General features: G+C 61.4%; 23 protein-coding genes. 11 read left to right on the top strand and 12 right to left on the bottom strand.

Annotated features, from left to right (window positions below; genetic code table 11):
- The first annotated feature begins 40 nt into the window (after window positions 1-40).
- On the top strand, window positions 41-331 hold the full coding sequence (locus AB4N41_RS09200) for a DUF2782 domain-containing protein (protein ID WP_041476480.1): 291 nt from the start codon (window positions 41-43) through the stop codon (window positions 329-331).
- Window positions 332-386: 55 nt separating this feature from the next.
- Complete coding sequence (locus tag AB4N41_RS09205) at window positions 387-1340, top strand: homoserine kinase (protein ID WP_252877189.1); 954 nt, start codon at window positions 387-389, stop codon at window positions 1338-1340.
- A gap of 91 nt (window positions 1341-1431) precedes the next feature.
- Here the strand turns inward: AB4N41_RS09205 and AB4N41_RS09210 are convergent, their stop codons facing one another.
- Window positions 1432-2352 (bottom strand): zinc ABC transporter substrate-binding protein, encoded by a 921-nt coding sequence (locus tag AB4N41_RS09210; RefSeq protein ID WP_252877190.1) that lies wholly within the window; start codon window positions 2350-2352, stop codon window positions 1432-1434.
- A 66-nt stretch (window positions 2353-2418) separates the two neighbouring features.
- Here AB4N41_RS09210 and AB4N41_RS09215 point away from each other — a divergent pair, with 66 nt between their 5' ends.
- The 4 genes from AB4N41_RS09215 to AB4N41_RS09230 are packed head-to-tail and all read left to right on the top strand — an operon-like array spanning window position 2419 to window position 5218.
- On the top strand, window positions 2419-2901 hold the full coding sequence (locus tag AB4N41_RS09215) for a Fur family transcriptional regulator (RefSeq protein ID WP_024014990.1): 483 nt from the start codon (window positions 2419-2421) through the stop codon (window positions 2899-2901).
- Complete coding sequence (gene znuC, locus AB4N41_RS09220) at window positions 2901-3686, top strand: zinc ABC transporter ATP-binding protein ZnuC (RefSeq protein WP_024014991.1); 786 nt, start codon at window positions 2901-2903, stop codon at window positions 3684-3686. Before AB4N41_RS09215 ends, znuC begins: the two co-directional genes overlap by 1 nt.
- Window positions 3679-4467, top strand: coding sequence for a zinc ABC transporter permease subunit ZnuB (znuB, locus tag AB4N41_RS09225; RefSeq protein ID WP_056791234.1), 789 nt, complete (start codon window positions 3679-3681; stop codon window positions 4465-4467). The genes znuC and znuB overlap by 8 nt, the downstream gene beginning before the upstream one ends.
- A gap of 37 nt (window positions 4468-4504) precedes the next feature.
- Window positions 4505-5218 (top strand): PA5502 family lipoprotein, encoded by a 714-nt coding sequence (locus tag AB4N41_RS09230; RefSeq protein WP_016772339.1) that lies wholly within the window; start codon window positions 4505-4507, stop codon window positions 5216-5218.
- A 94-nt stretch (window positions 5219-5312) separates the two neighbouring features.
- On the opposite strand, the gene katE is transcribed toward AB4N41_RS09230, so the two are convergent.
- Window positions 5313-7454, bottom strand: a complete 2142-nt coding sequence (katE, locus tag AB4N41_RS09235; RefSeq protein WP_024014993.1) for a catalase HPII — start codon at window positions 7452-7454, stop codon at window positions 5313-5315.
- A gap of 263 nt (window positions 7455-7717) precedes the next feature.
- Here katE and AB4N41_RS09240 point away from each other — a divergent pair, with 263 nt between their 5' ends.
- The 3 genes from AB4N41_RS09240 (at window position 7718) to AB4N41_RS09250 (ending at window position 10234) form a co-directional block, all read left to right on the top strand.
- On the top strand, window positions 7718-8725 hold the full coding sequence (locus AB4N41_RS09240) for a methionine ABC transporter ATP-binding protein (protein WP_016772338.1): 1008 nt from the start codon (window positions 7718-7720) through the stop codon (window positions 8723-8725).
- Entirely contained in the window at window positions 8725-9399 is a 675-nt protein-coding gene (locus tag AB4N41_RS09245; protein WP_016772337.1) for a methionine ABC transporter permease, read from the top strand. The genes AB4N41_RS09240 and AB4N41_RS09245 overlap by 1 nt, the downstream gene beginning before the upstream one ends.
- A gap of 64 nt (window positions 9400-9463) precedes the next feature.
- Complete coding sequence (locus AB4N41_RS09250) at window positions 9464-10234, top strand: MetQ/NlpA family ABC transporter substrate-binding protein (RefSeq protein WP_095182290.1); 771 nt, start codon at window positions 9464-9466, stop codon at window positions 10232-10234.
- 281 nt (window positions 10235-10515) lie between these two features.
- On the opposite strand, the gene AB4N41_RS09255 is transcribed toward AB4N41_RS09250, so the two are convergent.
- Genes AB4N41_RS09255 through AB4N41_RS09275 form a run of 5 tightly spaced genes read right to left on the bottom strand, consistent with a single transcriptional unit; the run spans window position 10516 to window position 14424 of the window.
- The gene (locus AB4N41_RS09255) at window positions 10516-11151 is read right to left on the bottom strand and encodes an SCO family protein (protein ID WP_252877191.1); all 636 of its coding nucleotides are present in this window, start codon (window positions 11149-11151) and stop codon (window positions 10516-10518) included.
- Complete coding sequence (gene cyoE / locus AB4N41_RS09260) at window positions 11148-12047, bottom strand: heme o synthase (RefSeq protein ID WP_252877192.1); 900 nt, start codon at window positions 12045-12047, stop codon at window positions 11148-11150. Before cyoE ends, AB4N41_RS09255 begins: the two co-directional genes overlap by 4 nt.
- Window positions 12035-13114 (bottom strand): COX15/CtaA family protein, encoded by a 1080-nt coding sequence (locus AB4N41_RS09265; protein WP_056791248.1) that lies wholly within the window; start codon window positions 13112-13114, stop codon window positions 12035-12037. Before AB4N41_RS09265 ends, cyoE begins: the two co-directional genes overlap by 13 nt.
- Before the next feature lie 10 nt (window positions 13115-13124).
- Window positions 13125-13718: a hypothetical protein gene (locus AB4N41_RS09270; protein ID WP_236167896.1), complete on the bottom strand. Its 594-nt coding sequence runs from the start codon at window positions 13716-13718 to the stop codon at window positions 13125-13127.
- Window positions 13684-14424, bottom strand: coding sequence for an SURF1 family protein (locus AB4N41_RS09275; protein WP_252877193.1), 741 nt, complete (start codon window positions 14422-14424; stop codon window positions 13684-13686). Before AB4N41_RS09275 ends, AB4N41_RS09270 begins: the two co-directional genes overlap by 35 nt.
- 70 nt (window positions 14425-14494) lie before the next feature.
- Between AB4N41_RS09275 and AB4N41_RS09280 the strand changes: the two genes are divergently transcribed.
- A complete protein-coding gene (locus AB4N41_RS09280; RefSeq protein WP_016772330.1) occupies window positions 14495-14698 on the top strand; it encodes a twin transmembrane helix small protein in 204 nt (67 codons plus the stop codon).
- 9 nt (window positions 14699-14707) lie between these two features.
- Here AB4N41_RS09280 and AB4N41_RS09285 read toward each other — a convergent pair whose 3' ends face one another.
- The 4 genes from AB4N41_RS09285 to coxB form a co-directional block, all read right to left on the bottom strand.
- Entirely contained in the window at window positions 14708-15595 is an 888-nt protein-coding gene (locus tag AB4N41_RS09285) for a cytochrome c oxidase subunit 3 (RefSeq protein ID WP_095182286.1), read from the bottom strand.
- 25 nt (window positions 15596-15620) lie between these two features.
- Entirely contained in the window at window positions 15621-16172 is a 552-nt protein-coding gene (locus AB4N41_RS09290; RefSeq protein ID WP_252877194.1) for a cytochrome c oxidase assembly protein, read from the bottom strand.
- 258 nt (window positions 16173-16430) lie between these two features.
- Window positions 16431-18017: a cytochrome c oxidase subunit I gene (gene ctaD, locus AB4N41_RS09295; protein WP_016772327.1), complete on the bottom strand. Its 1587-nt coding sequence runs from the start codon at window positions 18015-18017 to the stop codon at window positions 16431-16433.
- Window positions 18018-18099: 82 nt separating this feature from the next.
- Window positions 18100-19227, bottom strand: coding sequence for a cytochrome c oxidase subunit II (coxB, locus tag AB4N41_RS09300; protein ID WP_016772326.1), 1128 nt, complete (start codon window positions 19225-19227; stop codon window positions 18100-18102).
- A gap of 370 nt (window positions 19228-19597) precedes the next feature.
- Between coxB and AB4N41_RS09305 the strand changes: the two genes are divergently transcribed.
- Entirely contained in the window at window positions 19598-20248 is a 651-nt protein-coding gene (locus AB4N41_RS09305) for a hypothetical protein (RefSeq protein ID WP_041476468.1), read from the top strand.
- 136 nt (window positions 20249-20384) lie between these two features.
- Here the strand turns inward: AB4N41_RS09305 and AB4N41_RS09310 are convergent, their stop codons facing one another.
- Window positions 20385-21911, bottom strand: coding sequence for a SulP family inorganic anion transporter (locus tag AB4N41_RS09310; protein WP_252868549.1), 1527 nt, complete (start codon window positions 21909-21911; stop codon window positions 20385-20387).
- Between the last annotated feature and the right edge of the window lie 14 nt (window positions 21912-21925).

Genomic DNA, 21925 nt, shown 5'->3' on the forward strand with positions numbered 1-21925 from the left:
AGAATAGCGGGACCGTTGACGACAAAGGGACAAGGTTATCATGCGTACGTTAAATCGCTTGCTGCTGGTCGGGTTGATCGCTGTCTCACCACTGGCCGCGATTGCGGCGGATGATGCGCCGGGCGGCGACCCCGAGGTCACCATCCGCACGGAGGGCGACAAGACTATTCAGGAGTACCGTCAGAACGGTTTCCTGTATGCGATCAAGGTCACGCCGAAGGGCGCGCCGCCGTACTTTCTGGTGCGCGCCGACGGAACGGATGCCAACTTCATCCGCTCGGACCAGCCGGATATGCTGATCCCGTCATGGAAGATCTTCGAATGGAAGTAGGTTTTTAATTCACTTGTGGCGCCGCCGTTGCGGCGCCCGTACTGGCAGTCAAGACATGTCTGTGTTCACTCCCCTGGCTCGGCCCGAGCTGGAAACCTTTCTCGCCCCTTACGGGCTCGGCCGCCTGCTCGATTTCCAGGGGATCGCCGCCGGCAGCGAAAACACCAATTTCTTCATCAGTCTGGAGCAGGGCGAGTTTGTCCTGACCCTGGTCGAACGCGGCCCGGTGCAGGAGATGCCGTTCTTCATCGACCTGCTCGACGTGCTGCACGAAGCCGAACTGCCGGTGCCTTACGCCCTGCGCACCACCGACGGCTTGGCCCTGCGTGAGCTCAAAGGCAAACCGGCGCTGCTGCAACCGCGTCTGTCGGGCAAGCACATCAAGGTCGCCAACGCCCAGCATTGCGCGCAGGTCGGCGAGTTGCAGGCGCATCTGCATCTGGCAACCCAGGGCGAGCGCATGATCAAGCGCAAGACCGATCGCGGCCTGGACTGGATGCTGGAGGAGGGCACTGAATTTCTCTCGCACCTGAGCGATGAGCCGCGTGCCTTGCTGCAAAAGGCGCTGGATGAGATCACCGAGCGCAAAGAGAAGATTCTTGCGCTACCTCGCGCCAATATTCACGCCGATCTGTTCCGCGACAACGCCATGTTCGAAGGCACCCATCTGACCGGGTTGATCGACTTCTACAACGCCTGCTCGGGGCCGATGCTGTACGACGTGGCGATCGCGTTGAATGACTGGTGTTCGGACGAGGAGGGCGTGATCGATGGCCCGCGCGCCCGGGCATTCCTCGGTGCCTACGCGGCGCTGCGCCCGTTCACGGCGGCGGAGGCTGAGCTCTGGCCAACGATGTTGCGTGTGGCTTGTGTGCGGTTCTGGCTGTCACGCCTGATCGCCGCCGAGCAGTTCGCCGGGCAGGACGTGTTGATTCACGATCCGCAGGAATTCGAGCAGCGCCTGGCGCAGCGGCAGCAGGTGCACACACCGTTGCCTTTCGCCCTTTAAGATCAAAAGATCGCAGCCTTCGGCAGCTCCTACAAGGGATTGATGTACACCCTGTAGGAACTGCCGAAGGCTGCGATCTTTTTCTATGGGGTTACAGAGATTCCAGGCATCCCGCCAAATCATTGCCCAACTTTTCCAGCACCTGCTCATAGCCCTGAGCCGTCGCCGGGGTGTACCCGCCCAACGCATCCAGTTCCGCCAGCTTCACCGGCAGGCCAGCCACCAGTGTTTCTGCCAGGCGCGGACGCAACGGCGGCTCGCTGAATACACAGGTCTTGCCCACTTCCTGCAAGCGCTTGCGCATCGCCGCCACATGCTGGGCGCCGGGCTGTACTTCGGCGGCCACCGCGAACACCCCGGCGTGCTTCAGGCCGTAAGCGTCTTCGAAATAATCAAACGCCTCATGAAACACGAAGTACGGCTTGCCTTCGACATTGGCCAGACGCTTCTTCAAGCGCTGATCCAGCGCATCCAGACGTTCATCGAAGGCTTTGGCATTGCTCTGATAGCGCTGGGCATTGGCCGGGTCGGCGGCGCTGAGGTCGGCGGCCATTTTGTCAGCGATCACCCGCGCGTTGGCCGGTGACAACCACAGGTGTGCGTCCAGCGAGCCGGGGCGATGGTCGTGATCATGCTCATCGGCCTCTTCGGCGTGGGAATGGTTGTCCGCGCCGAAATGCCGCAGCTTGAGCCCCGGCAGATCCTGCACGGCGACGCTCGGCAGGCTGCGACCGCCGAGTACGCGCGGCAGGAAACCTTCCATGTCCGGGCCGATCCAGTAGAGCAGATCGACTGACTGCACCTTCCGTACGTCGGATGGGCGCAGGGCGTAATTGTGTGGGGAGGCACCCGGCGGCAGCAGCACCTCGGGAATCGCCACGCCGTCCTGCACGGCAGCGGCAATCAGCTGCAACGGTTTGATACTGGTGAGCACTTTGACCTCGGCCTGGGCCGTACCGATCAGCAGAAAACTGGCAACACAAGCCACAAAAACAGAAAAAAGTCGGGACACGATGACCACTCAAGGAAGCGAGAACGGGTAACATAATAACGTCTCCAGCAAATCTCGTCGCCGCTCATGCCTATTACACCGATTGCCAGCCGTCCCCACGACCACTCCCATTGCGTGCACAGCGCTCTGTCCGAGGCCGATACCTTGTGCGCGCAGAAAGGTTTGCGTCTGACTGCCCTGCGCCGCCGCGTGCTGGAACTGGTCTGGCAAAGCCACAAGCCGCTGGGAGCCTACGACATCCTCGCGGTGCTCAGCGAGCAGGACGGCCGCCGCGCCGCGCCGCCTACCGTGTACCGCGCACTGGATTTCCTGCTCGAAAACGGCCTGGTCCATCGCATCTCGTCGCTCAACGCCTTCGTTGGCTGCGTGCATCCTGAACACGCGCATCAAGGCCAGTTCCTGATCTGCCGCGAGTGCCACGCCGCCATCGAACTTGAGCAAAAAGTGATCAGCGACGCGATCATCAGCAGCGCCAAAGATGTCGGTTTCATCGTCGAAGCGCAGACGGTCGAAGTGGTTGGTCTGTGCGCCGGTTGCCAGGGGGCCTGATGAGCAACGCGCTGATCCGTCTGGAGCAGGTCGCCGTCACGTTTGCCGGGCAGACCGTGCTGGACAACATCGAGCTGAGCGTCGAGCCGGGGCAGATCGTCACCCTGATCGGCCCCAATGGCGCCGGCAAGACCACGCTGGTACGCGCCGTGCTCGGGCTGTTGAAGCCGAACAGTGGCAGCGTCTGGCGCAAGCCGAAATTGCGCGTCGGTTACATGCCGCAGAAACTGCATGTCGACCCGACGCTGCCGCTGTCAGTGCTGCGCTTCCTGCGCCTGGTGCCTGGCGTCGATCGTTCGCGTGCCTTGGCCGCGTTGAAGGAAGTTGGCGCCGAACACGTGATCGACAGCCCGGTGCAGAGCGTTTCCGGCGGCGAAATGCAGCGTGTGCTGCTGGCTCGGGCACTGCTGCGTGAGCCGGAACTGTTGGTGCTGGATGAACCGGTGCAGGGCGTCGACGTGGCCGGGCAGGCCGAGCTGTACAGCCTGATCACCCGTCTGCGTGACCGCCACGGTTGCGGCGTGCTGATGGTGTCCCACGATTTGCATCTGGTGATGAGCACTACCGATCAGGTGGTCTGCCTCAATCGTCACGTCTGCTGCTCCGGGCATCCCGAGCAGGTCAGCGGCGATCCGGCATTTGTCGAGTTGTTCGGCAAGAACGCGCCGAGTCTGGCGATCTATCACCACCATCACGACCACGCCCACGACCTGCACGGTTCGGTGGTCAAAGGCCCGCTCGGCGGGCAACCTCATGTTCATGGAGACGGCTGCAAGCATGGCTGATTTTCTTTTGTATGCCCTGCTTGCAGGTCTGGCCCTGGCGCTGGTGGCCGGACCGCTCGGCTCATTTGTGGTGTGGCGGCGCATGGCCTATTTCGGCGATACCCTGTCCCACGCCGCATTGCTCGGCGTGGCACTGGGCTTTTTGCTGGACGTCAGCCCGACCGTGGCGGTGACGGTCGGTTGCCTGCTGCTGGCGGTGCTCTTGGTGACGCTGCAACAGCGTCAGCCACTGGCGTCCGACACACTATTGGGAATTCTTGCACCGAGCACGCTCTCTCTCGGCCTGGTGGTACTAAGCTTCATGCATGAAGTGCGGATCGACCTGATGGCCTATCTGTTCGGCGACTTGCTGGCGATCAGTCCGAGCGATCTTGCGTGGATTCTCGGTGGCACCGCGGCGGTGCTGTTGTTGCTGGTGACGCTGTGGCGACCGCTGCTGGCGGTCACCGTGCACGAAGAACTGGCGCGGGTCGAAGGCCTGCCGGTTGCGGGTTTGCGCTTGGCGCTGATGCTGTTGATCGCGGTGGTGATCGCCGTGGCGATGAAAATCGTCGGGGTGTTGCTGATTACATCGCTACTGATCATCCCGGCGGCTGCGGCACAGCGTCACGCCCGTTCGCCGGAGCAGATGGCCTTGGGCGCGAGCCTGCTGGGCATGCTCGCGGTGTGCGGCGGGCTGGCGTTGTCGTGGTTCAAGGACACTCCGGCGGGGCCGTCTATCGTTGTGACGGCAGCCGCGCTGTTTCTGTTGAGTTTTGTTCTGCCCCGTCGTGGGGTGTAGACTTGGCCGCTTTTTGCGCAATTAGAGAGTCGCAGGAATGAAGCCGTTCGCCTCCCGTTATCTGCTCCTTGTCGCATTTTCAGTGCTGCTGGGCGCCTGCCAAAGCACGCCGCCGGTGGCTGAAGTCCCCGATGCGCGGGCTACGGCCATCGCACAGCTGGAGCAAAGCCTGGCCAGCAGCGAACTGGCCACCGCCGAAGACCAGTTGGCCGCGTTGCAGGCCGCGACCCCCAACGATCAGTCCCTTGAGCAGTACCAGCGGCAGCTGGCCGAGGCGTACCTGCGCCGCAGCCAGATCGTTCTGCAAAAGGGCGATGTCAACGCTGCCGCCACCGCGCTCAGCCGCGCCCGTGCTCTGATGCCCAAGGCGCCAGCGCTGACCGGCGGCGTCAACGGCGCGATCACCGAAGCGCGCAAGGCCGAGCTGGAAAAGGCCGAGGCCGCGTTGCTGGCTGCCGAAGCCAGGCCGAAAGCCAAGGTCATCGACCCGACCGCCGAGAGCACCACTGTTGCGTTGAACATCGGCGATATTCACAAGCTGCAACGACAACTCGATGCTATCGCCGCCGATGTGGTGAATTACGAATGCGCCGTCAGCATCCAGGCGCCGCGCACCGCGGATTATCCGTGGCTGGCGACGTTGCTGAGCAAGCGAGTAAAGAAGCTCGATCCTGATTTTGATTTGCAGATCGAGAAGCAGATCTTGCGCACGGTTCCGGCGCAGATGGTTTTAAGTCCGCGCAAGCCATAAAAAGCTTCGCGAGCAGGCTCGCTCCCACAGGTGCAACAGCGTACCTGTGGGAGCGAGCCTGCTCGCGAAAGCGTCCTCTCAACCAATAAAGATCTTAAGCCGGAATAGCCTTGGCCTTAGGCTCCCGCGCCCAGACCCGATGCTCGCCGATCGCGGCGAAGAACGGTTTGGTCAACGCCCCTACATCCGCGCCCTGCAGCAGCCCAGCATCCGCATCCAGCTTCAGCAAGTCCTGCAATTGCTTGGCCTCGCCGTGCAGCGCGATCGCCTTCAGGTGCTTGTAGGCCTCGAGCAGGTAGTGCAACGCCACGCCGTCACCGCTCAACGCGGTAATCGACGCCGCGCCACCCGGTACGAACACCGCATCGAACGCAATTGAAGGCATGCCTTCCATCGACGCATCCACCGGCAATGCCTTGCCGTCAGCGGTCTTCACTGGCGCCGAGGTCGGGCCGAGCAGTTTCGCGTGGGCGCCTTCGGCTTCAAGTGCTTTCTTCATCGCATCGATGGCCGCAGCATCAACGCCGTTGGCCGCGAGAATCGCCACTTTGCGCGTCTTGATGTTGCCTGGCAGCAGGTTGGCCTGGCTCAGCGCTGGCGATTGCTCCAGCGAGGTCTTGCGCACTTCGACCGTGCCTTTGGCGGGTGCCGGCAAACCAAGGTTTTCAGCCACACGTTTGGCCAGGGTCAGGTCGATATTGGCGAGGATCTCGTTCACTTCACGGGCACGGATGAACTCACGCTCGACCTTGCCCAGCTCGAAGCTGTAGGCAGCGATGATGTGCTCTTTTTCGTGGTCGCTCATGCTGTTGAAGAACAAGCGGGCCTGGGAGAAGTGATCGCTGAACGACTCGCTGCGCTGACGGATCTTCGCCGCATCGATGCGCTCCGGGTAGCTCTCGAAACCACCGTCCTGTGCCGCTGGCGGGGTTTCTTTTGGCCAACCGCCGTCGATCGAGTTCGGCTCGTACGAGGCACGCCCCTTGTCGATGGTGGTGCGGTGTTGCGCATCGCGCTGGCCGTTGTGGAACGGCGCCACCGGACGATTGATCGGCAGCTCATGGAAGTTCGGCCCGCCGAGTCGGCTGATCTGCGTGTCGGTATAGGAAAACAGCCGACCTTGCAGCAACGGGTCATTGGAGAAGTCGATACCCGGCACAATGTGGCCAGGGCAGAAGGCGACCTGCTCGGTTTCGGCGAAGAAGTTGTCCGGGTTGCGGTTCAGGGTCATTTTGCCCAGCGGCGTAATCGGGACGATTTCTTCTGGAATGATCTTGGTCGGGTCGAGGATGTCGAAGTCGAAATCGTGTTCGTTCTCTTCTTCGACGATCTGCACGCCCAGTTCCCATTCCGGGTAATCGCCCATCTCGATCGCTTCCCACAGGTCGCGGCGGTGGTAGTCGGTGTCCTTACCGGCGAGCTTCTGCGCCTCGTCCCACACCAGCGAGCAAGTGCCGGCGGTAGGGCGCCAGTGGAATTTGACGAAGCGTGATTTGCCCTCGGCGTTGATCAGGCGGAAGGTGTGTACGCCAAAGCCCTGCATGCTGCGCAGGCTTTTCGGGATCGCCCGGTCGGACATCGCCCAGATGACCATGTGCGCCGATTCCGGCACCAGCGAGACGAAGTCCCAGAACGTGTCGTGAGCCGAGCCGCCGGTCGGGATTTCGTTGTGCGGCTCGGGTTTCACCGCGTGGACGAAGTCCGGGAACTTGATCGCGTCCTGAATGAAGAACACCGGCATGTTGTTGCCGACCAGGTCGAAGTTACCCTCGTCGGTAAAGAATTTCACCGCAAAGCCGCGCACGTCACGCACGGTATCGCCGGAACCCCGTGGCCCCTGCACCGTAGAAAAACGCACGAACACCGGGGTTTTCTTACCCGGATCCTGCAGGAAACCGGCCTTGGTCAGCGCTGCATGGTTCTCGTAGGTCTGAAAGAAACCGTGGGCGCCGGTACCGCGCGCATGGACGATACGCTCCGGAATGCGCTCATGGTCAAAGTGCGTGATCTTTTCACGCATGATGAAGTCTTCCAGCAGCGATGGCCCGCGCGGCCCGGCTTTGAGGGTGTTCTGGTTGTCGGCGATCTTCACGCCCTGATTGGTCCGCAGTGCCTGACCGGTGGCGTCGGAACGGAATTCTTCCAGGCTGTCGAGCTTGGCGTTGGTGTTGGCGCGATCCGGGGTATCGGTCCCGGCCATTTCGCTTTTATCAGGTGCAGGCTTTTTGATGCTCATCAGACGTAAACTCCTCGTTTGGCCCCGGATGCCTTCCGAAGACCCTTGAGTGATTCCCGGGCACGGCACCCAGGGGTTTCAAGTCGCTTAAGTAGTGACTGATGAGCGTTTCAGCCGTTCCGTTTATCTGACCTTTGATCGCGTTATTGCCAAATTGAAGGTTAATTGCGAAATAAATGCTAAGAACCTCTATACGGACAGGCTAAAATGCGCGCCCGGCTAACCGCTGATCCTTTTCCAACGCGCCCCACAAGGTTCGCTACGTGATCGAGTTTCAAAACGTCCACAAGACTTACCGCGTTGCCGGTAAGGATATTCCCGCGCTGCACCCGACCAGTCTCGCCATCGAGAACGGTCAGGTGTTCGGCCTGATTGGCCATTCCGGTGCGGGCAAAAGTACCCTGCTGCGTCTGATCAATCGCCTGGAAGACTCCAGTGGCGGCAAGATCATCGTCGACGGCGAAGAAGTCACCGCACTGGACGCCAACGGCCTGCGCCGTTTCCGCCAGCAGGTCGGGATGATCTTCCAGCACTTCAACCTGCTCGCCTCCAAGACCGTCGCCGACAACGTGGCCCTGCCGCTGACCCTGGCCGGTGAGTTGTCGAGCAGTGAAATCAATCAACGCGTGGCCGAGCTGCTGGCGCGGGTCGGTTTGTCCGACCACGCGAAAAAGTACCCGGCGCAACTGTCCGGCGGTCAGAAGCAGCGCGTCGGCATCGCTCGTGCGTTGGCGACCAAGCCGAAGATTCTGCTGTGCGACGAGGCCACCAGCGCCCTCGACCCGCAGACCACCGCATCGGTCCTGCAACTGCTGGCGGAAATCAATCGCGAGCTGAAACTGACCATTGTCCTGATCACCCACGAAATGGACGTGATCCGTCGAGTCTGCGATCAGGTCGCGGTGATGGACGCTGGCGTGATCGTCGAGCAGGGGCCGGTGGCCGATGTGTTCCTGCATCCGCAGCACCCGACCACCAAGCGTTTCGTGCAGGAAAGCGAGCAGATTGACGAGAGCGAGCAGCGTGACGATTTCGCCCACGTGCCCGGGCGCATCGTGCGTCTGACCTTCCAGGGCGAGGCGACCTATGCGCCGTTGCTCGGCACCGTCGCCCGGGAAACCGGCGTCGACTACAGCATCCTTGCCGGTCGCATCGACCGCATCAAAGACATTCCGTACGGGCAACTGACCCTCGCTGTCACCGGTGGCGACATGGAGGCGGCGTTCGCCCGCTTCACCGCCGCTGACGTTCACATGGAGGTGTTGCGCTAATGGCTGACCTGATGAGTTTCTTCGCCAATATCGACTGGTACGAAATCTGGCTGGCGACTGGCGACACCATGCTGATGCTCGGCGGTTCGCTGCTGTTCACCGTGCTGCTCGGCCTGCCGCTGGGGGTGCTGCTGTTTCTCTGCAGCCCGCGTCAGTTGCTGGAGAACCGTGGCCTCTACGCCGTGCTGTCGCTGGTGGTGAACATCTTGCGTTCGCTGCCGTTCATTATTCTGCTGATTGTGATGATCCCGTTCACCGTGCTGATCACCGGCACCTCGCTGGGTGTGGCCGGGGCGATCCCGCCGCTGGTGGTGGGCGCCACGCCGTTCTTCGCGCGTCTGGTGGAAACCGCGCTGCGCGAAGTCGATCGCGGCATCATCGAAGCGACCCAGTCGATGGGCGCGACCACGCGGCAGATCATCATGAACGCCTTGCTGCCGGAAGCCCGGCCGGGCATCTTCGCAGCGATTACGGTGACAGCGATTACACTGGTGTCCTACACGGCGATGGCCGGTGTGGTCGGCGCCGGTGGTCTGGGCGACCTGGCGATCCGTTTCGGCTACCAGCGTTTCCAGACCGACGTGATGATCGTCACCGTGGTGCTGCTGTTGATTCTGGTGCAAGTGCTGCAAATGGTTGGCGACCGTCTGGTCGTGCATTTCTCGCGCAAATAAGCGGTTTTTTAATCAAGAGGCGCGGGCCATTCGCTGGCGGGCGCCCTCACAAGGAGTTAGCTGAATGAAAAAACTGATCGCTGCTTTCGCCGCTGTTGCGGCGTTTTCGGCCCACGCCGAGACCCTGACCGTTGCCGCCACTCCGGTGCCGCACGCGGAAATCCTCGAGTTCGTCAAACCGGCCCTGGCCAAGGAAGGCGTGGATCTGAAGGTCAAGGTCTTCACCGACTACATTCAGCCGAACGTACAGGTCGCGGAAAAGCGTCTGGACGCGAACTTCTTCCAGCACCAGCCGTATCTTGATGAATTCAACAAGGCCAAGGGCACTGATCTGGTCGCTGTGACAGGCGTGCATCTGGAGCCACTGGGCGCTTATTCGAGCAAGATCAAGGATCTGAAAGACCTGCCCGGCGGTGCCAACGTGGTGATCCCGAACGACGCCACCAACGGCGGCCGTGCGCTGTTGCTGCTGGACAAGGCTGGCGTGATCAAGCTCAAGGATTCGAAGAACATTCTGTCGACCGTCAAAGACATCGCCGAGAATCCGAAAGACCTGAAGATCCGTGAACTGGAAGCCGCGACCATTCCGCGCGTGCTGACCCAGGTCGATCTGGCGCTGATCAACACCAACTACGCGCTGGAAGCCAAGCTTGATCCGTCCAAGGATGCGCTGGTGATCGAAGGCAACGACTCGCCGTACGTGAACATCCTCGTGTCCCGCGCTGACAACAAGGACAGCGACGCGATGAAGAAACTGGCGGCTGCGCTGCACAGCCCGCAAGTGAAGCAGTTCATTACCGAGAAGTACAAAGGCGCGGTATTGCCGGCGTTCTGATTTGGATGGCTGCAATGAAAAAGGGGACGCCAATGGCGTCCCCTTTTTTGTGTCTGGTGTCTGGCTTTGGACCTGCTTTGAAGCTGCCCCTCACCCCAGCCCTCTCCCAGAGGGAGAGGGGGCCGACCGAGGTGTCTGGCGCTATGCATCGACATGAAAGATCCAGTCGATTATGGATTCAGCACAGCGCTTACAAGTCGGCGTATTGCTTCAGCATCCCCCGATCAGTCCCCTCTCCCTCTGGGAGAGGGTTAGGGTGAGGGGTTTTTCGCTTTCTGCGTTTATTTGCGGTTGAGCATCACCGGCAATTGCGCCACCAGTTTTGTGTTATTCAACGGCGCCCGAATAAACCCACGCTGCGTACCATCCGGCCCGATCACCGCCAGATTGCCGCTATGGTCCACCGTGTAATTCGGCTTACTCGTATCCGCCGGAATAAATGGAATACTCACCGCGTTCGCCAGCTTCTGCAGCTGTTCGATCGATGTCGGCGTCAGGCCAATGAACTGCGGATCGAAGTAGCCCAGGTACTGTTTCAACTGCTTCGGCGTATCGCGGTTGGGGTCAACGCTGACCAGCACGATCTGCAATTTATCCACAGCCTCTTTCGGCAGTTCACTCTTGATCTGTCGCAGTTGCGCCAGGGTGGTCGGGCAGATGTCCGGACAGAAGGTGTAGCCGAAGAACAACAGACTCCATTTGCCTTTCAACTCATCGATTGCAACCGGTTTGCCGTCCTGATCGGTCATGGTCACGTCCGGCAGGTTGCGGCTCTGCGGCAGCAGGATGATCCCGGCGTCGATCAGCGCAGTCGGGTCGCCCTGGCCTTTGCCGCTGAGCACTTTGTTGACGGTAAGCCCGAGGATCAGCGCGATCACGGCGACGAGGATGAAGACGGTTTTCTGGGTTCGGGTCATAGGTTCAACAGTAAGTAGTGGTCTACGAGCAGGGCGATGAACAACAGGAACAAGTACCAGATTGAGTACTTGAAGGTATTGATCGCCGCGTGCGGCCGAGTGCCACGGTACAGCACCACGGCCCATTGCAGAAACCTTGCGCCCAACGCCAGCGCACAGACCAGATACAGCACGCCGCTCATGTGAATCACGTAGGGCAAGAGGCTCACTGCCAGCAGCGCGAAGGTGTAGAGCAGAATGTGCACTTTGGTGTAGTGCTCGCCATGGGTCACCGGCAGCATCGGAATGTCGGCCTTGGCGTATTCCTCCTTGCGATGAATCGCCAGCGCCCAGAAATGCGGCGGGGTCCAGGCGAAGATGATCAGCACCAGCAACAGCGGTTCGGCGCTGACATGGCCGGTGGCGGCGGTCCAGCCGAGCAGCGGTGGCGCCGCGCCAGCGAGGCCGCCGATGACGATGTTCTGCGGCGTCGCACGCTTGAGAAAACCGGTGTAGACCACCGCGTAACCGAGCAGCGAGGCGAGGGTCAGCCACGCGGTCAGCTGATTGGTGAAAGTCAGCAGCAGCGCCTGACCGAGCAGCGCCAGCACCAAGGCGAAGGTCAGCGCCGCCGCAGGTGAAACCCGGCCTTCGGCCAAGGGACGTTTGTGCGTGCGCGCCATTACCGCATCGATACGCCGATCGACCACATGATTGACCGCCGCCGCACCGCCGGCACACAACGCAATGCCCAGATTGCCAAACACCAGCACTGTCCACGGTACGCCCGCGCGGGTGGCGAGGAACATGCCGACCAGCGAGGTGATCAGCATCAGCACCACGACTTTCGGTTTGGTCAGCTCCAGATAATCGCGCCACAGCGCTTGCGCCGCACGCTCGCCGGTCAGACTCGCCATGGCGTTTCTCCTTTCAATGCGATGGGCGCAACGGCAGGTTTGTGCGCACTCAAGCGCCAGCGCGCCAGCACCGGTTGGCTCACCCGCAGCAGGCTGGTGCGGGCGTGGTAATTGACCAGTACCAGCGTCAGCAACAGCGCCGCACCGCCAGCGTTATGGGCGACGGCCACCGGCAGCGGCAGATGAAACAGCACGTTGCTGATGCCGAGGGTGATCTGCGCGGCAAGGGCGATCAGCAGCAAACCGGCCAGTCGGGTCATGCCCACCACTTTCAACTGCCAGGCCAGACCGAGCAGTACGACCGTCACCAGCAGAGCGCCGATGCGGTGTGTCAGATGAATGGCCGTGCGCGCGTCGCTATCGAGTTGTCCGCCGAGATAATTCGGGCCGATGTGCTGGGTCAGGTGGAAACCGTTGGCGAAGTCCGCCGGCGGCAGCCATTGGCCGTGGCAGGTGGGGAAGTCGATGCAGGCCACCGCTGCGTAGTTGGAACTGACCCAGCCGCCCAAGGCGATCTGGCCGATCACCAGCAGCAGCCCCGCCGTCGCCCAATATTGCAGGCGCTTCGGTACCGTCAGCGCCGGCAGCACGCCGGATAACCTCAGCGTCAACAGAAACAGCAGACTCAACGTGGCAAAGCCGCCGAGCAAATGTCCGGTGACCACTTGTGGCCAGAGCTTGAGCGTCACCGTCCACATACCGAACGCCGCTTGGGCGATGACCACCGCCAGCAGAAACAGCGGCAGTTTCAGCGGCTGGCCCGGATGGCGCCGGTTGACCCACGCGCGCCCGGCCAGCACTGAAATCAGCAAACCGAGGGTGCCGGCGAAGTAGCGGTGAATCATCTCGTTCCAGCCCTTGTGCGCCTCCACTGGCGCGTCAGGGAAGTGCAGTTCGGCATGGGCCAGTTGCGCCTCGCTTTTCGGCACGCTGATAAAGCCGTAGCAGCCTGGCCAGTCCGGGCAGCCGAGGCCGGCGTGGGTCAGGCGGGTGTAGGCGCCGAGCAGCACTACAATCAGTGCCAGCAGGGTGGCAAACAGCGCGAGGCGAAATCCAGGTTTGGCCATGACGATGCCCTCATCCGATGTTCGACAGTTTCAGCAGATGCCGCAGGTCGTTAAGCAGATCCTTGCCCTTCACATTCGGCTCGTAACGCAGCACCAGATTGCCGTGTGGGTCGACGATCCACAGCTGCGGCACGGCTTTGTCGCCGGTGGTCTTGTTGAACACCCCGGCATCCAGCGGATAGCGCTGCAGCTGCGGATATTCACGGTCGAGCTTGGCGGCGTAATCGGCGCTCAGTGGTTGCGCGGCGGCGAGGGCGTGGCTGGCGCGGCCGGCTTCGCGGCCGAGGCTGATCTGGATCTGCCGCGCCAGATAAACCAGTTGCTGGCAATCGACGGCGCAATCCTTCGGCGCCGTGACCAGAATCTGCCAGCGCTGCTCGTCGGCCTGCACGCCGAGGTCGGCGCGGGTCTGGCCGTTGCCGATCAGCTCGCCGTGATAGCTGCGTCCTTCCGGCACCCAGAACTGCAATTTGTACATGCCGGTGGCGAGCAGCATCGGCCCGACCACGCCAAGCACGATCAGCAACAACTGAATGCGCCCGCGCCGGCGGCTGGGAACGGGTTTGGCCTCAGACATGCTGGGTGGATTCATGGCGCTTCCCATGGCGTTTCTCCTTTGCGTTGTGCCAGCCCAAATAGAGGTAAAGACCGAGCAGGGCCGTGGCCATGGCGAACCATTGCACGGCGTAGCCGAGGTGTTTTTCCGGACCCATCGCGACTACCGGCCAATCGGTCTGATAGCTGACCGGGCCGGGTTCGGCCCGTAATTCGTAGGCGAAGCCGTCGCGCTCCAGGGTTTGCCACAATTTGCCCGGCTCGACGGCGGTGATGGTCTGCGGCCAGACACTGCTGACCGGATCGGCGTGCAACTGGAACGTTGCGCCGGGGGCGACATAGACCCAGGCGTCGAGCGTCAGCGCCTCGGCGGGTGTCGTGAATTGCGGCGGCACACGCCGGTCGGGCCAAGGCAGCCAGCCGCGATTGACCAGCAGCCAGAGACCGCTGCGTTGATCCTGAAACGGTTGCAGCAGTTCAACGCCGACCTTGCCGCCACGCTGGCGGTTGTCGAGCAACAGGGTATGGGCGGGGTCGAACTGGCCGTGCAGGCGCACGCGGCGGTAAGCCGGGTCGGCGCTGGCGAGCAGTTCACTGCTGGCCAGCGGTTCGGCCACGCGACGTTCGGCATAACTGGCCAGCAGCGCGGTTTTCTCCGCGCCCCGGCCCAGTTGCCAGAAGCCCAGCGCAACCATCAGCGGCAGCAACAGCGCCACCACGACAGTGGGAATCACGCCCGGGCGAAAGCGCTTCATGGGCGCGCCATAAAGTCAGTCATCGCGATCGCTATACTCAATTGCATCGCCTGTCCCCCGGAGTCTTGCCATGTTCAAAGCAGCGATCGTCCTGATGCTGATTGCCACGGTCGTCAGCCTGTTCAGCGGCCTGTTTTTCCTGGTCAAGGACGACAGCAGCTCCAATCGCCTGGTCATCGCCTTGAGTGTTCGGGTGGCACTGGCCGTGGTCACCGTCGGCCTGATGGCCTGGGGTTTCTATAGCGGCCAGTTGGTGTCCCATGCGCCCTGGTAGCGCCAGCAGTCAGAGGACGTAAACGAAGAAGAACAAACCGATCCACACCACATCGACGAAGTGCCAGTACCAGCTCGCCGCCTCGAAACCGAACTGGTGCTCGTTGTCGAAGTGGCCTTTCATGATGCGCATCAGCATCACGAACAGGATGATCGTGCCGATGGTCACGTGGGCGCCGTGGAATCCGGTGAGCATGAAGAACGTCGCGCCGTAGATGCCCGAGCCGAGGGTCAACCCCAGCTCTTTATAGGCGTGGATGTATTCCTCGGCCTGGAAACCGAGGAACGCGATGCCCAGCAGTACGGTGATCGCCAGCCACAGTTTCAGTGCACCGCGATGGCCTTTCTTCAGCGCATGGTGGGCGATGGTGATGGTCACGCTGGAGCTGACCAGCAGAATGGTGTTGATCAGCGGCAGGCCCCACGGGCTGATGACTTCTTTTGGCGGCGGGAACAGTTTCGGATCAGGTGTGTGCAGCAGCGGCCAGACAAATTCGAAGTTCGGCCAGAGCATGTGCGCGATGCCTTTCGGCCCCTCACCGCCCAGCGCCGGCCCGGACACATGGCGCACATAGAACAGCGCGCCGAAGAAGGCGACGAAGAACATCACCTCGGAAAAGATGAACCAGCTCATGCCCCAGCGGAACGAGCGGTCCAGCTGCGGGCTGTACAGCCCCGCGCGACTTTCCTTGATCACCGCACCGAACCAGCCGAACAGCATGTACGCCAGCAGCAGGCCGCCGACGAAAAAGATCAGCGGGCCATGGGAATCCGGGCGTGCGGCCTTGAGATCGTTGAACCAGGTGGCGAGGCCGTACACGGTGACGAACATCCCGAGCGTGGCGATGATCGGCCATTTGCTCTGGGCCGGGACGTAATAATGCTCATGAGTTGCCATTTATTGTTCTCCTTATCGGCCACGCTCAACCGCCAGTGTTAACAGCCACCGGCGGATGTCGGGCGGTGATATCGAACAGCGTGTAGGACAGCGTCAGGTGCTTCACTTCCTTGGGCATGTCGCGGTCAACGATGAAACGCACCGGCATCTCGATCTGTTCACCGGGTTGCAGCACCTGCTGGGTAAAGCAAAAGCATTCGGTCTTGTGGAAAAACGCCGCGGCGTTGCTCGGCGCAATACTCGGCACCGCTTGCGCACTCATCGGTTTGTCGGTGGGATTGCGTGCGATGAAGACCATCTCGTTCACGGCGCCGGGATTGGCGGTCATCTCGTCGTGTTTCGGGTAAAAGTCCCACGGCATGTCGGCGGTGTTGGTCGAGAGAAACTGCACGCGCACCTGGCGCGACGTGTCCACTACTTGCTCCCCCGCATACTGGCCGCCGGTCTTGCCGTTGATGCCGAAGGCTTTGCACATCACGTCGTAGATCGGCACCAAGGCGAAACCGAAGACGAACATCGCCACCACCACCAGCAGCAGGCGGGTGACGAGCTTCTCCAGCGAGATCGAGTCAGCCATGGTTCATGCCTCCCTCGTGTTCCCTGGTGGCCGGTGATGCTGTGGTGAGGGGATTTATCCCCGACCGGCTGCGCAGCAGTCGTAAACCCGGCGCATGCGGTGTGCCTGATACACCCCGATTGCAGATTTTGGGGCTGCTGCGCAGCCCAACGGGGATAAATCCCCTCGCCACGGGGGATCTGTGTACATCCACAGAAGATATGTGAGCATCCACTGGGGATCTGTGCCTCTGTACACATTGCAAAAAACAGGAGGTGTTCATTTCACTTCCGGCGGCGTGGTGAAGGTGTGATACGGCGCCGGCGACGGCACGCTCCACTCCAGCCCTTCGGCGCCGTCCCACGGTTTGGCCGGGGCCGGTGCGCCGCCACGGATGGTCTTGATGACGATGAACAGGAAGAAGATCTGCGTGGCGCCGAACATGAACGCGCCGATCGACGAGACCATGTTGAAGTCGGCGAACTGCAGGTTGTAGTCCGGAATCCGTCGCGGCATCCCCGCAAGGCCGACGAAGTGCATCGGGAAAAAGGTCAGGTTCATGCCCACGAACGACAGCCAGAAATGCAGCTTGCCGAGGGTTTCGTCGTACATGTGCCCGGTCCACTTCGGCAGCCAGTAATAGGCCGAGGCGAAGATGCCGAAGATCGCCCCGGGCACCAGCACGTAGTGGAAGTGCGCGACAACGAAGTAGGTGTCCTGGTACTGGAAGTCCGCCGGGGCGATCGCCAGCATCAGCCCGGAAAAACCACCGATCGAGAACAGGATGACGAACGCCACGGCAAACAGCATCGGCGTCTCGAAGGTCATCGAGCCTTGCCACATGGTGCTGGCCCAGTTGAACACTTTCACACCCGTCGGCACGGCGATCAGCATGGTCGCGTACATGAAGAACAACTCGCCCACCAGCGGGATGCCGACCACGAACATGTGGTGCGCCCAGACGATGAACGACAGGAACGCGATGCTCGCCGTGGCATAGACCATCGAGGTGTAGCCGAACAGCGGCTTGCGCGCGAAGGTCGGGATGATCTGGCTGACCGCGCCGAACGCCGGCAGGATCATGATGTACACCTCGGGGTGGCCGAAGAACCAGAACACATGCTGGAACAGCACCGGGTCACCGCCGCCGGCAGCACTGAAGAAACTGGTGCCGAAGTGGATGTCCATGAGCATCATCGTCACGCAGCCAGCGAGCACCGGCATCACTGCGATCAGCAGAAACGCGGTGATCAGCCAGGTCCACACGAACAGCGGCATTTTCATCAGGGTCATGCCGGGTGCGCGCAGGTTGAGGATGGTCGCGACTACGTTGATCGCGCCCATGATCGAACTGATGCCCATCAAGTGGATGGCGAAGATGAAGAACGTAACGCTCTCCGGTGCATAAGTCGTCGACAGCGGCGCGTAGAACGTCCAGCCGAAATTCGGCCCGCCACCGGGGGTGAACAGGGTCGAGACCAGCAGCAGAAACGCGGCCGGCAACAGCCAGAAACTGAAGTTGTTCATCCGTGGCAGGGCCATGTCGGGCGCGCCGACCATCAGCGGGATCATCCAGTTGGCGAGGCCGACGAAGGCCGGCATCACCGCACCGAACACCATGACCAGACCGTGCATGGTGGTCATCTGGTTGAAGAATTCCGGCTGCACGATCTGCAGGCCGGGCTGGAACAGCTCGGCGCGAATGACCATGGCGAACGAGCCGCCCAGCAGGAACATGCAGAAGGCAAACCACAGGTACAGCGTGCCGATGTCCTTGTGGTTGGTGGTCAGCACCCAGCGCATCAGGCCTTTGGCGGGGCCGTGGGCGTGGTCGGCGTGACCGTGGTCATCGATGACAGCGCTCATGGCCGGTCTCCTTTACGAAGTTGGACGGGGCGGGCCGGGGCGCGCTGCCCCGACCGGTTCACTGAATACGCAATTGACCGGCTCATTTGCTTTCCGCCTGTTTCAGCTCCAGCACTTCTTTTGGCGTGACCATGTCGCCCTTGTTGTTGCCCCAGGCGTTACGTTCGTAAGTCACGACCGCTGCGATATCGACTTCCGACAGCTGTTTGCCGAACGCCGCCATGGCGGTGCCCGGTTTGCCGTGGTAGACGATGCTCAGGTGATCCTTGATCGGCCCGGTGGCGATTTTCGAGCCCTTGAGTGCCGGGAACATCGGCGGCAGGCCCTGGCCTTCGGCCTGGTGACAGGCCACGCAAGTGGTGTGGTAAACCTTGTCGCCGCGCTCCTTGAGCTCGTCGAGGGTCCATTCCTTGCTGGTCAGTTCTTTGAGCTGTGCGGCTTCGGCCTTGCGCTCGGCGAGCCATTTTTCGTAGTCGGCCTGCTCCTTGACCTCGACCACGATCGGCATGAAGCCGTGATCCTTGCCGCACAATTCGGCGCACTGGCCACGGTAGAGGCCGGGTTTGTCGATGCGCGTCCAGGCCTCGTTGACGAACCCGGGAATCGCATCGCGCTTGACTGCAAATGCCGGCACCCACCAGGAGTGAATGACGTCGGCGGAGGTCACCAGAAAGCGCACCTTGGCGCCGATCGGCAGCACCAGCGGCTTGTCGACTTCGAGCAGGTAGTGCTCGCCCTTGGCTTCTTTGTTGTGAATCTGTTCGGCGGGGGTGGCCAGGTTGCTGAAGAACTCAACGTCCTGGCCCAGGTATTTGTAGTGCCACTTCCACTGATAACCGGTGATCTGGATATCGATGTCCGGCTCGCTGGTGTCGTACATCTTGATCAGCGTCGCAGTGGCCGGGACGGCCATGGCCACCAGAATCAGCAGCGGCACGATGGTCCACATGATCTCGACGCCGGTGCTTTCGTGGAATTTGGCCGCGACCTGGCCGGTAGAGCGGCGGTGCACCATCATCGACCAGAACATGGCGCCGAAGACGATGATCCCGATCACCACACAGATCCAGAAAATGGTCATGTGCAGGTCGAATACTGCGTGACTGATTTCAGTCGCTCCAGGCGCCATATTCACAGTCCAGGCCGCGTTGGCCGGGCTGAAAATCGACCACAACAGGAGGCCCATCCAGACATGTGGATGTCGCATCATTGCGGGTTCCCCTTATCGTTCTTGTTATCCCGCCGGCGTATCGCCTGCGGCAAGGGAGCGGCTGCATCAGACTACGAACTTGAATCGCCGGGCCTTGCTGCGGGTGCAGTCGGGCGTCATCAGCTAACTCCATTCATTGGCGAGTATAGACAGCGCCCGGGATTTGCAACCCGGGCACGTAAATGAGCTGAAACACCCGGCGCTTGCGTTCAAGTGCCCGAATGGAGAAGGATGCAGACGAGTGGTGGCGAATGGATATAACGCAGCTGCATCAAGGATGAAATAATTATGACAAATGCGTCTTAGCGTTTTTCGTAAGCCAGCTAAGTTATGTCTTCCCTATTTCATTGCCTTGTTTCCTGGAGTTTTCATGAACACCGCCGCATTGCGCGAGCAGATCCAACAAGCCCAACAGCACGAAAAAGACACCGGCCTGCTGACCCGTCAGCTGGAAAGCAAGCTGCCTCACCTGCACCCGGCGATCCAGTTGCCGGAAGCCGACGCCCAGGGCGTTCTGACACGTTTTGTCGCCGCCTACATCGATGAAGTACCAGACCTGCTGGATGCAGCCAATGAAGTCGCCAGGGAAGCGGGAATCGAATCGCAGATCAAACCGGTGCTGAAGATCGCCGAGCAGTATTTCCTCCAGCCGCCGGCGATCATGGCTGGGCACGTCGGCCTGGACAGCCTGCTCGACGAGGCCTATCTGGCACACCGTTTTGTCGAAGAGGTCAACGACCTGTACATCAAGCATTTCGGCCAGCCATTGATCCCCTTGGACATGACGGTCGCCAACCTGATTGCTCACCAATTGATCGGTGAGGAATTCGCCAACCAACTGGACGAAGCGGTGCATCACGCGATTGACGAGATGCTCAACGAGGAAAGTTTTGCCCTGGAATCGGTAGAAGCCTACCGCGAAAAACTCAGCAGCCCGGACACTGGCGCGGCGTGGAAACGCTGGCCGTGCATGAGCCGCCGGTTGGGTGTGGGCCTCGAGCTCGATCAGCCTGCTGCGTAACCCTCATACACCATAGATGCAATGTGGGAGCGAGCCTGCTCGCGAATGCGGTCGATCATTCAACATCTCTGTTGGCTGATACACCGCTTTCGCGAGCAGGCTCGCTCCCACAGGGTTTGTGCTCAGGCAGGAAGATCTAGCCAGCCGCACCAATCCCGGTATTGGTCCGCACCCGCCCCTCAAGCCGTCGCTTCAACCCGCGCGATTCGATCAACAGCTTCGAACCCTTGGCCGCATTCGCCCGGCCCCATTCCTCAAGCAACTCGAGACACGAATGGTCGATGTAGCTCAGGTTGTTGAGCGGCACATGCACCGTCGTGCCGTGGGGAATGCTGCCCAGCACTTGAGTCAGCGCCGGCACTTTGAGGAACGTCGCCGCGCCGACCAGACGCAATTCCATCTCGCCGTCCTGCGGCAGGTCGATCAGGCTGATCTTAAGGCGCGAAGCCTTGAATGCCAGCTTCAACATTGTCAGACCGAAGCCGATCAGCACACCGGTGAGCAGGTCAGTGAAGATGATCGCCAACGCTGTAGCGGCGTAGGTGAACATCGGCATCCGCCCGTACCGACCCAGACCACGGAAGGCTTTCAGGTCGACCAGTTTGAAACCGGTATACACCAGCACACCCGCCAGGCTCGCCACCGGAATGCTTTGCAGCACGCTCGACAGCAACAGCACGAATGCCAGCAGCCACAGGCCATGGAAAATCGTCGAGTAGCGTGTGGTCGCACCGGCCTGGACGTTGGCCGAACTGCGCACGATCACCCCGGTCATCGGCAGCGCGCCGACCAGACCGCAGAGCATGTTGCCGACACCTTGCGCCGACAGTTCACGGTCGAAGTCCGAACGCACGCCGCTGTGCATGCGGTCCACCGCAGCGGCGGACAACAGGGTTTCGGCACTGGCGATAAACGCCACGGCGAACGCGGCAACCAGCAGTGTCGGGTCGGCCAGATTCATCAGGTCGGCCGGCTTGAGCCAATCGATCGCTTCGGCCAGGTTCGCCGGTACCTCAACGCGCTTGACCTGCAACGCCAGCAGCAGACTCGCCACGGTGGCCAGACCCACACCGAGCAATGCGCCGGGAATGAAGCGCAGCGAATGCGGGCGGAATTTTTCCCACAGCCACATCACCGCAATCGTCGACAGACCGAGCAGACCCGCCTGCCAGCCGAACGATGGCAAGGCTTGCGCTACGGCCGCCGGGAACGCCGTGAGGTTGTCGAGACCGGAAGGCTGCGGCTTGGCATCGAGCATCACATGGATTTGCGAGAGCACAATCAACACGCCAATGCCCGCGAGCATGCCGTAGACCACTGCTGGCGCCGTGACCCGAAACCAGCAGCCAAGCTTCAGCCGCCCGGCGACCAGTTGCAGAAAACCGGCGAGCAGCAGGATCGGCCCGAGCATCTCGATGCCATGCTGGCGCACCAGCTCGAAAACCAGCACCGCCAGACCCGCCGCCGGACCGCTGACCTGCAACGGCGAGCCCGCCAGCCAACCGACCACCAGACCGCCGATGATGCCGGTGATCAGACCTTTTGCCGGCGGCAGCCCTGACGCAATCGCGATGCCCATGCACAGCGGCAGGGCGACCAGAAACACAACCACGGAGGCGAGCAGCTCCCGTGGCAACACAGCTTTCAATTGAGCCGCACGCATGGCGATTCTCCCGA

Source organism: Pseudomonas sp. S2_A10, from assembly GCF_054668465.1.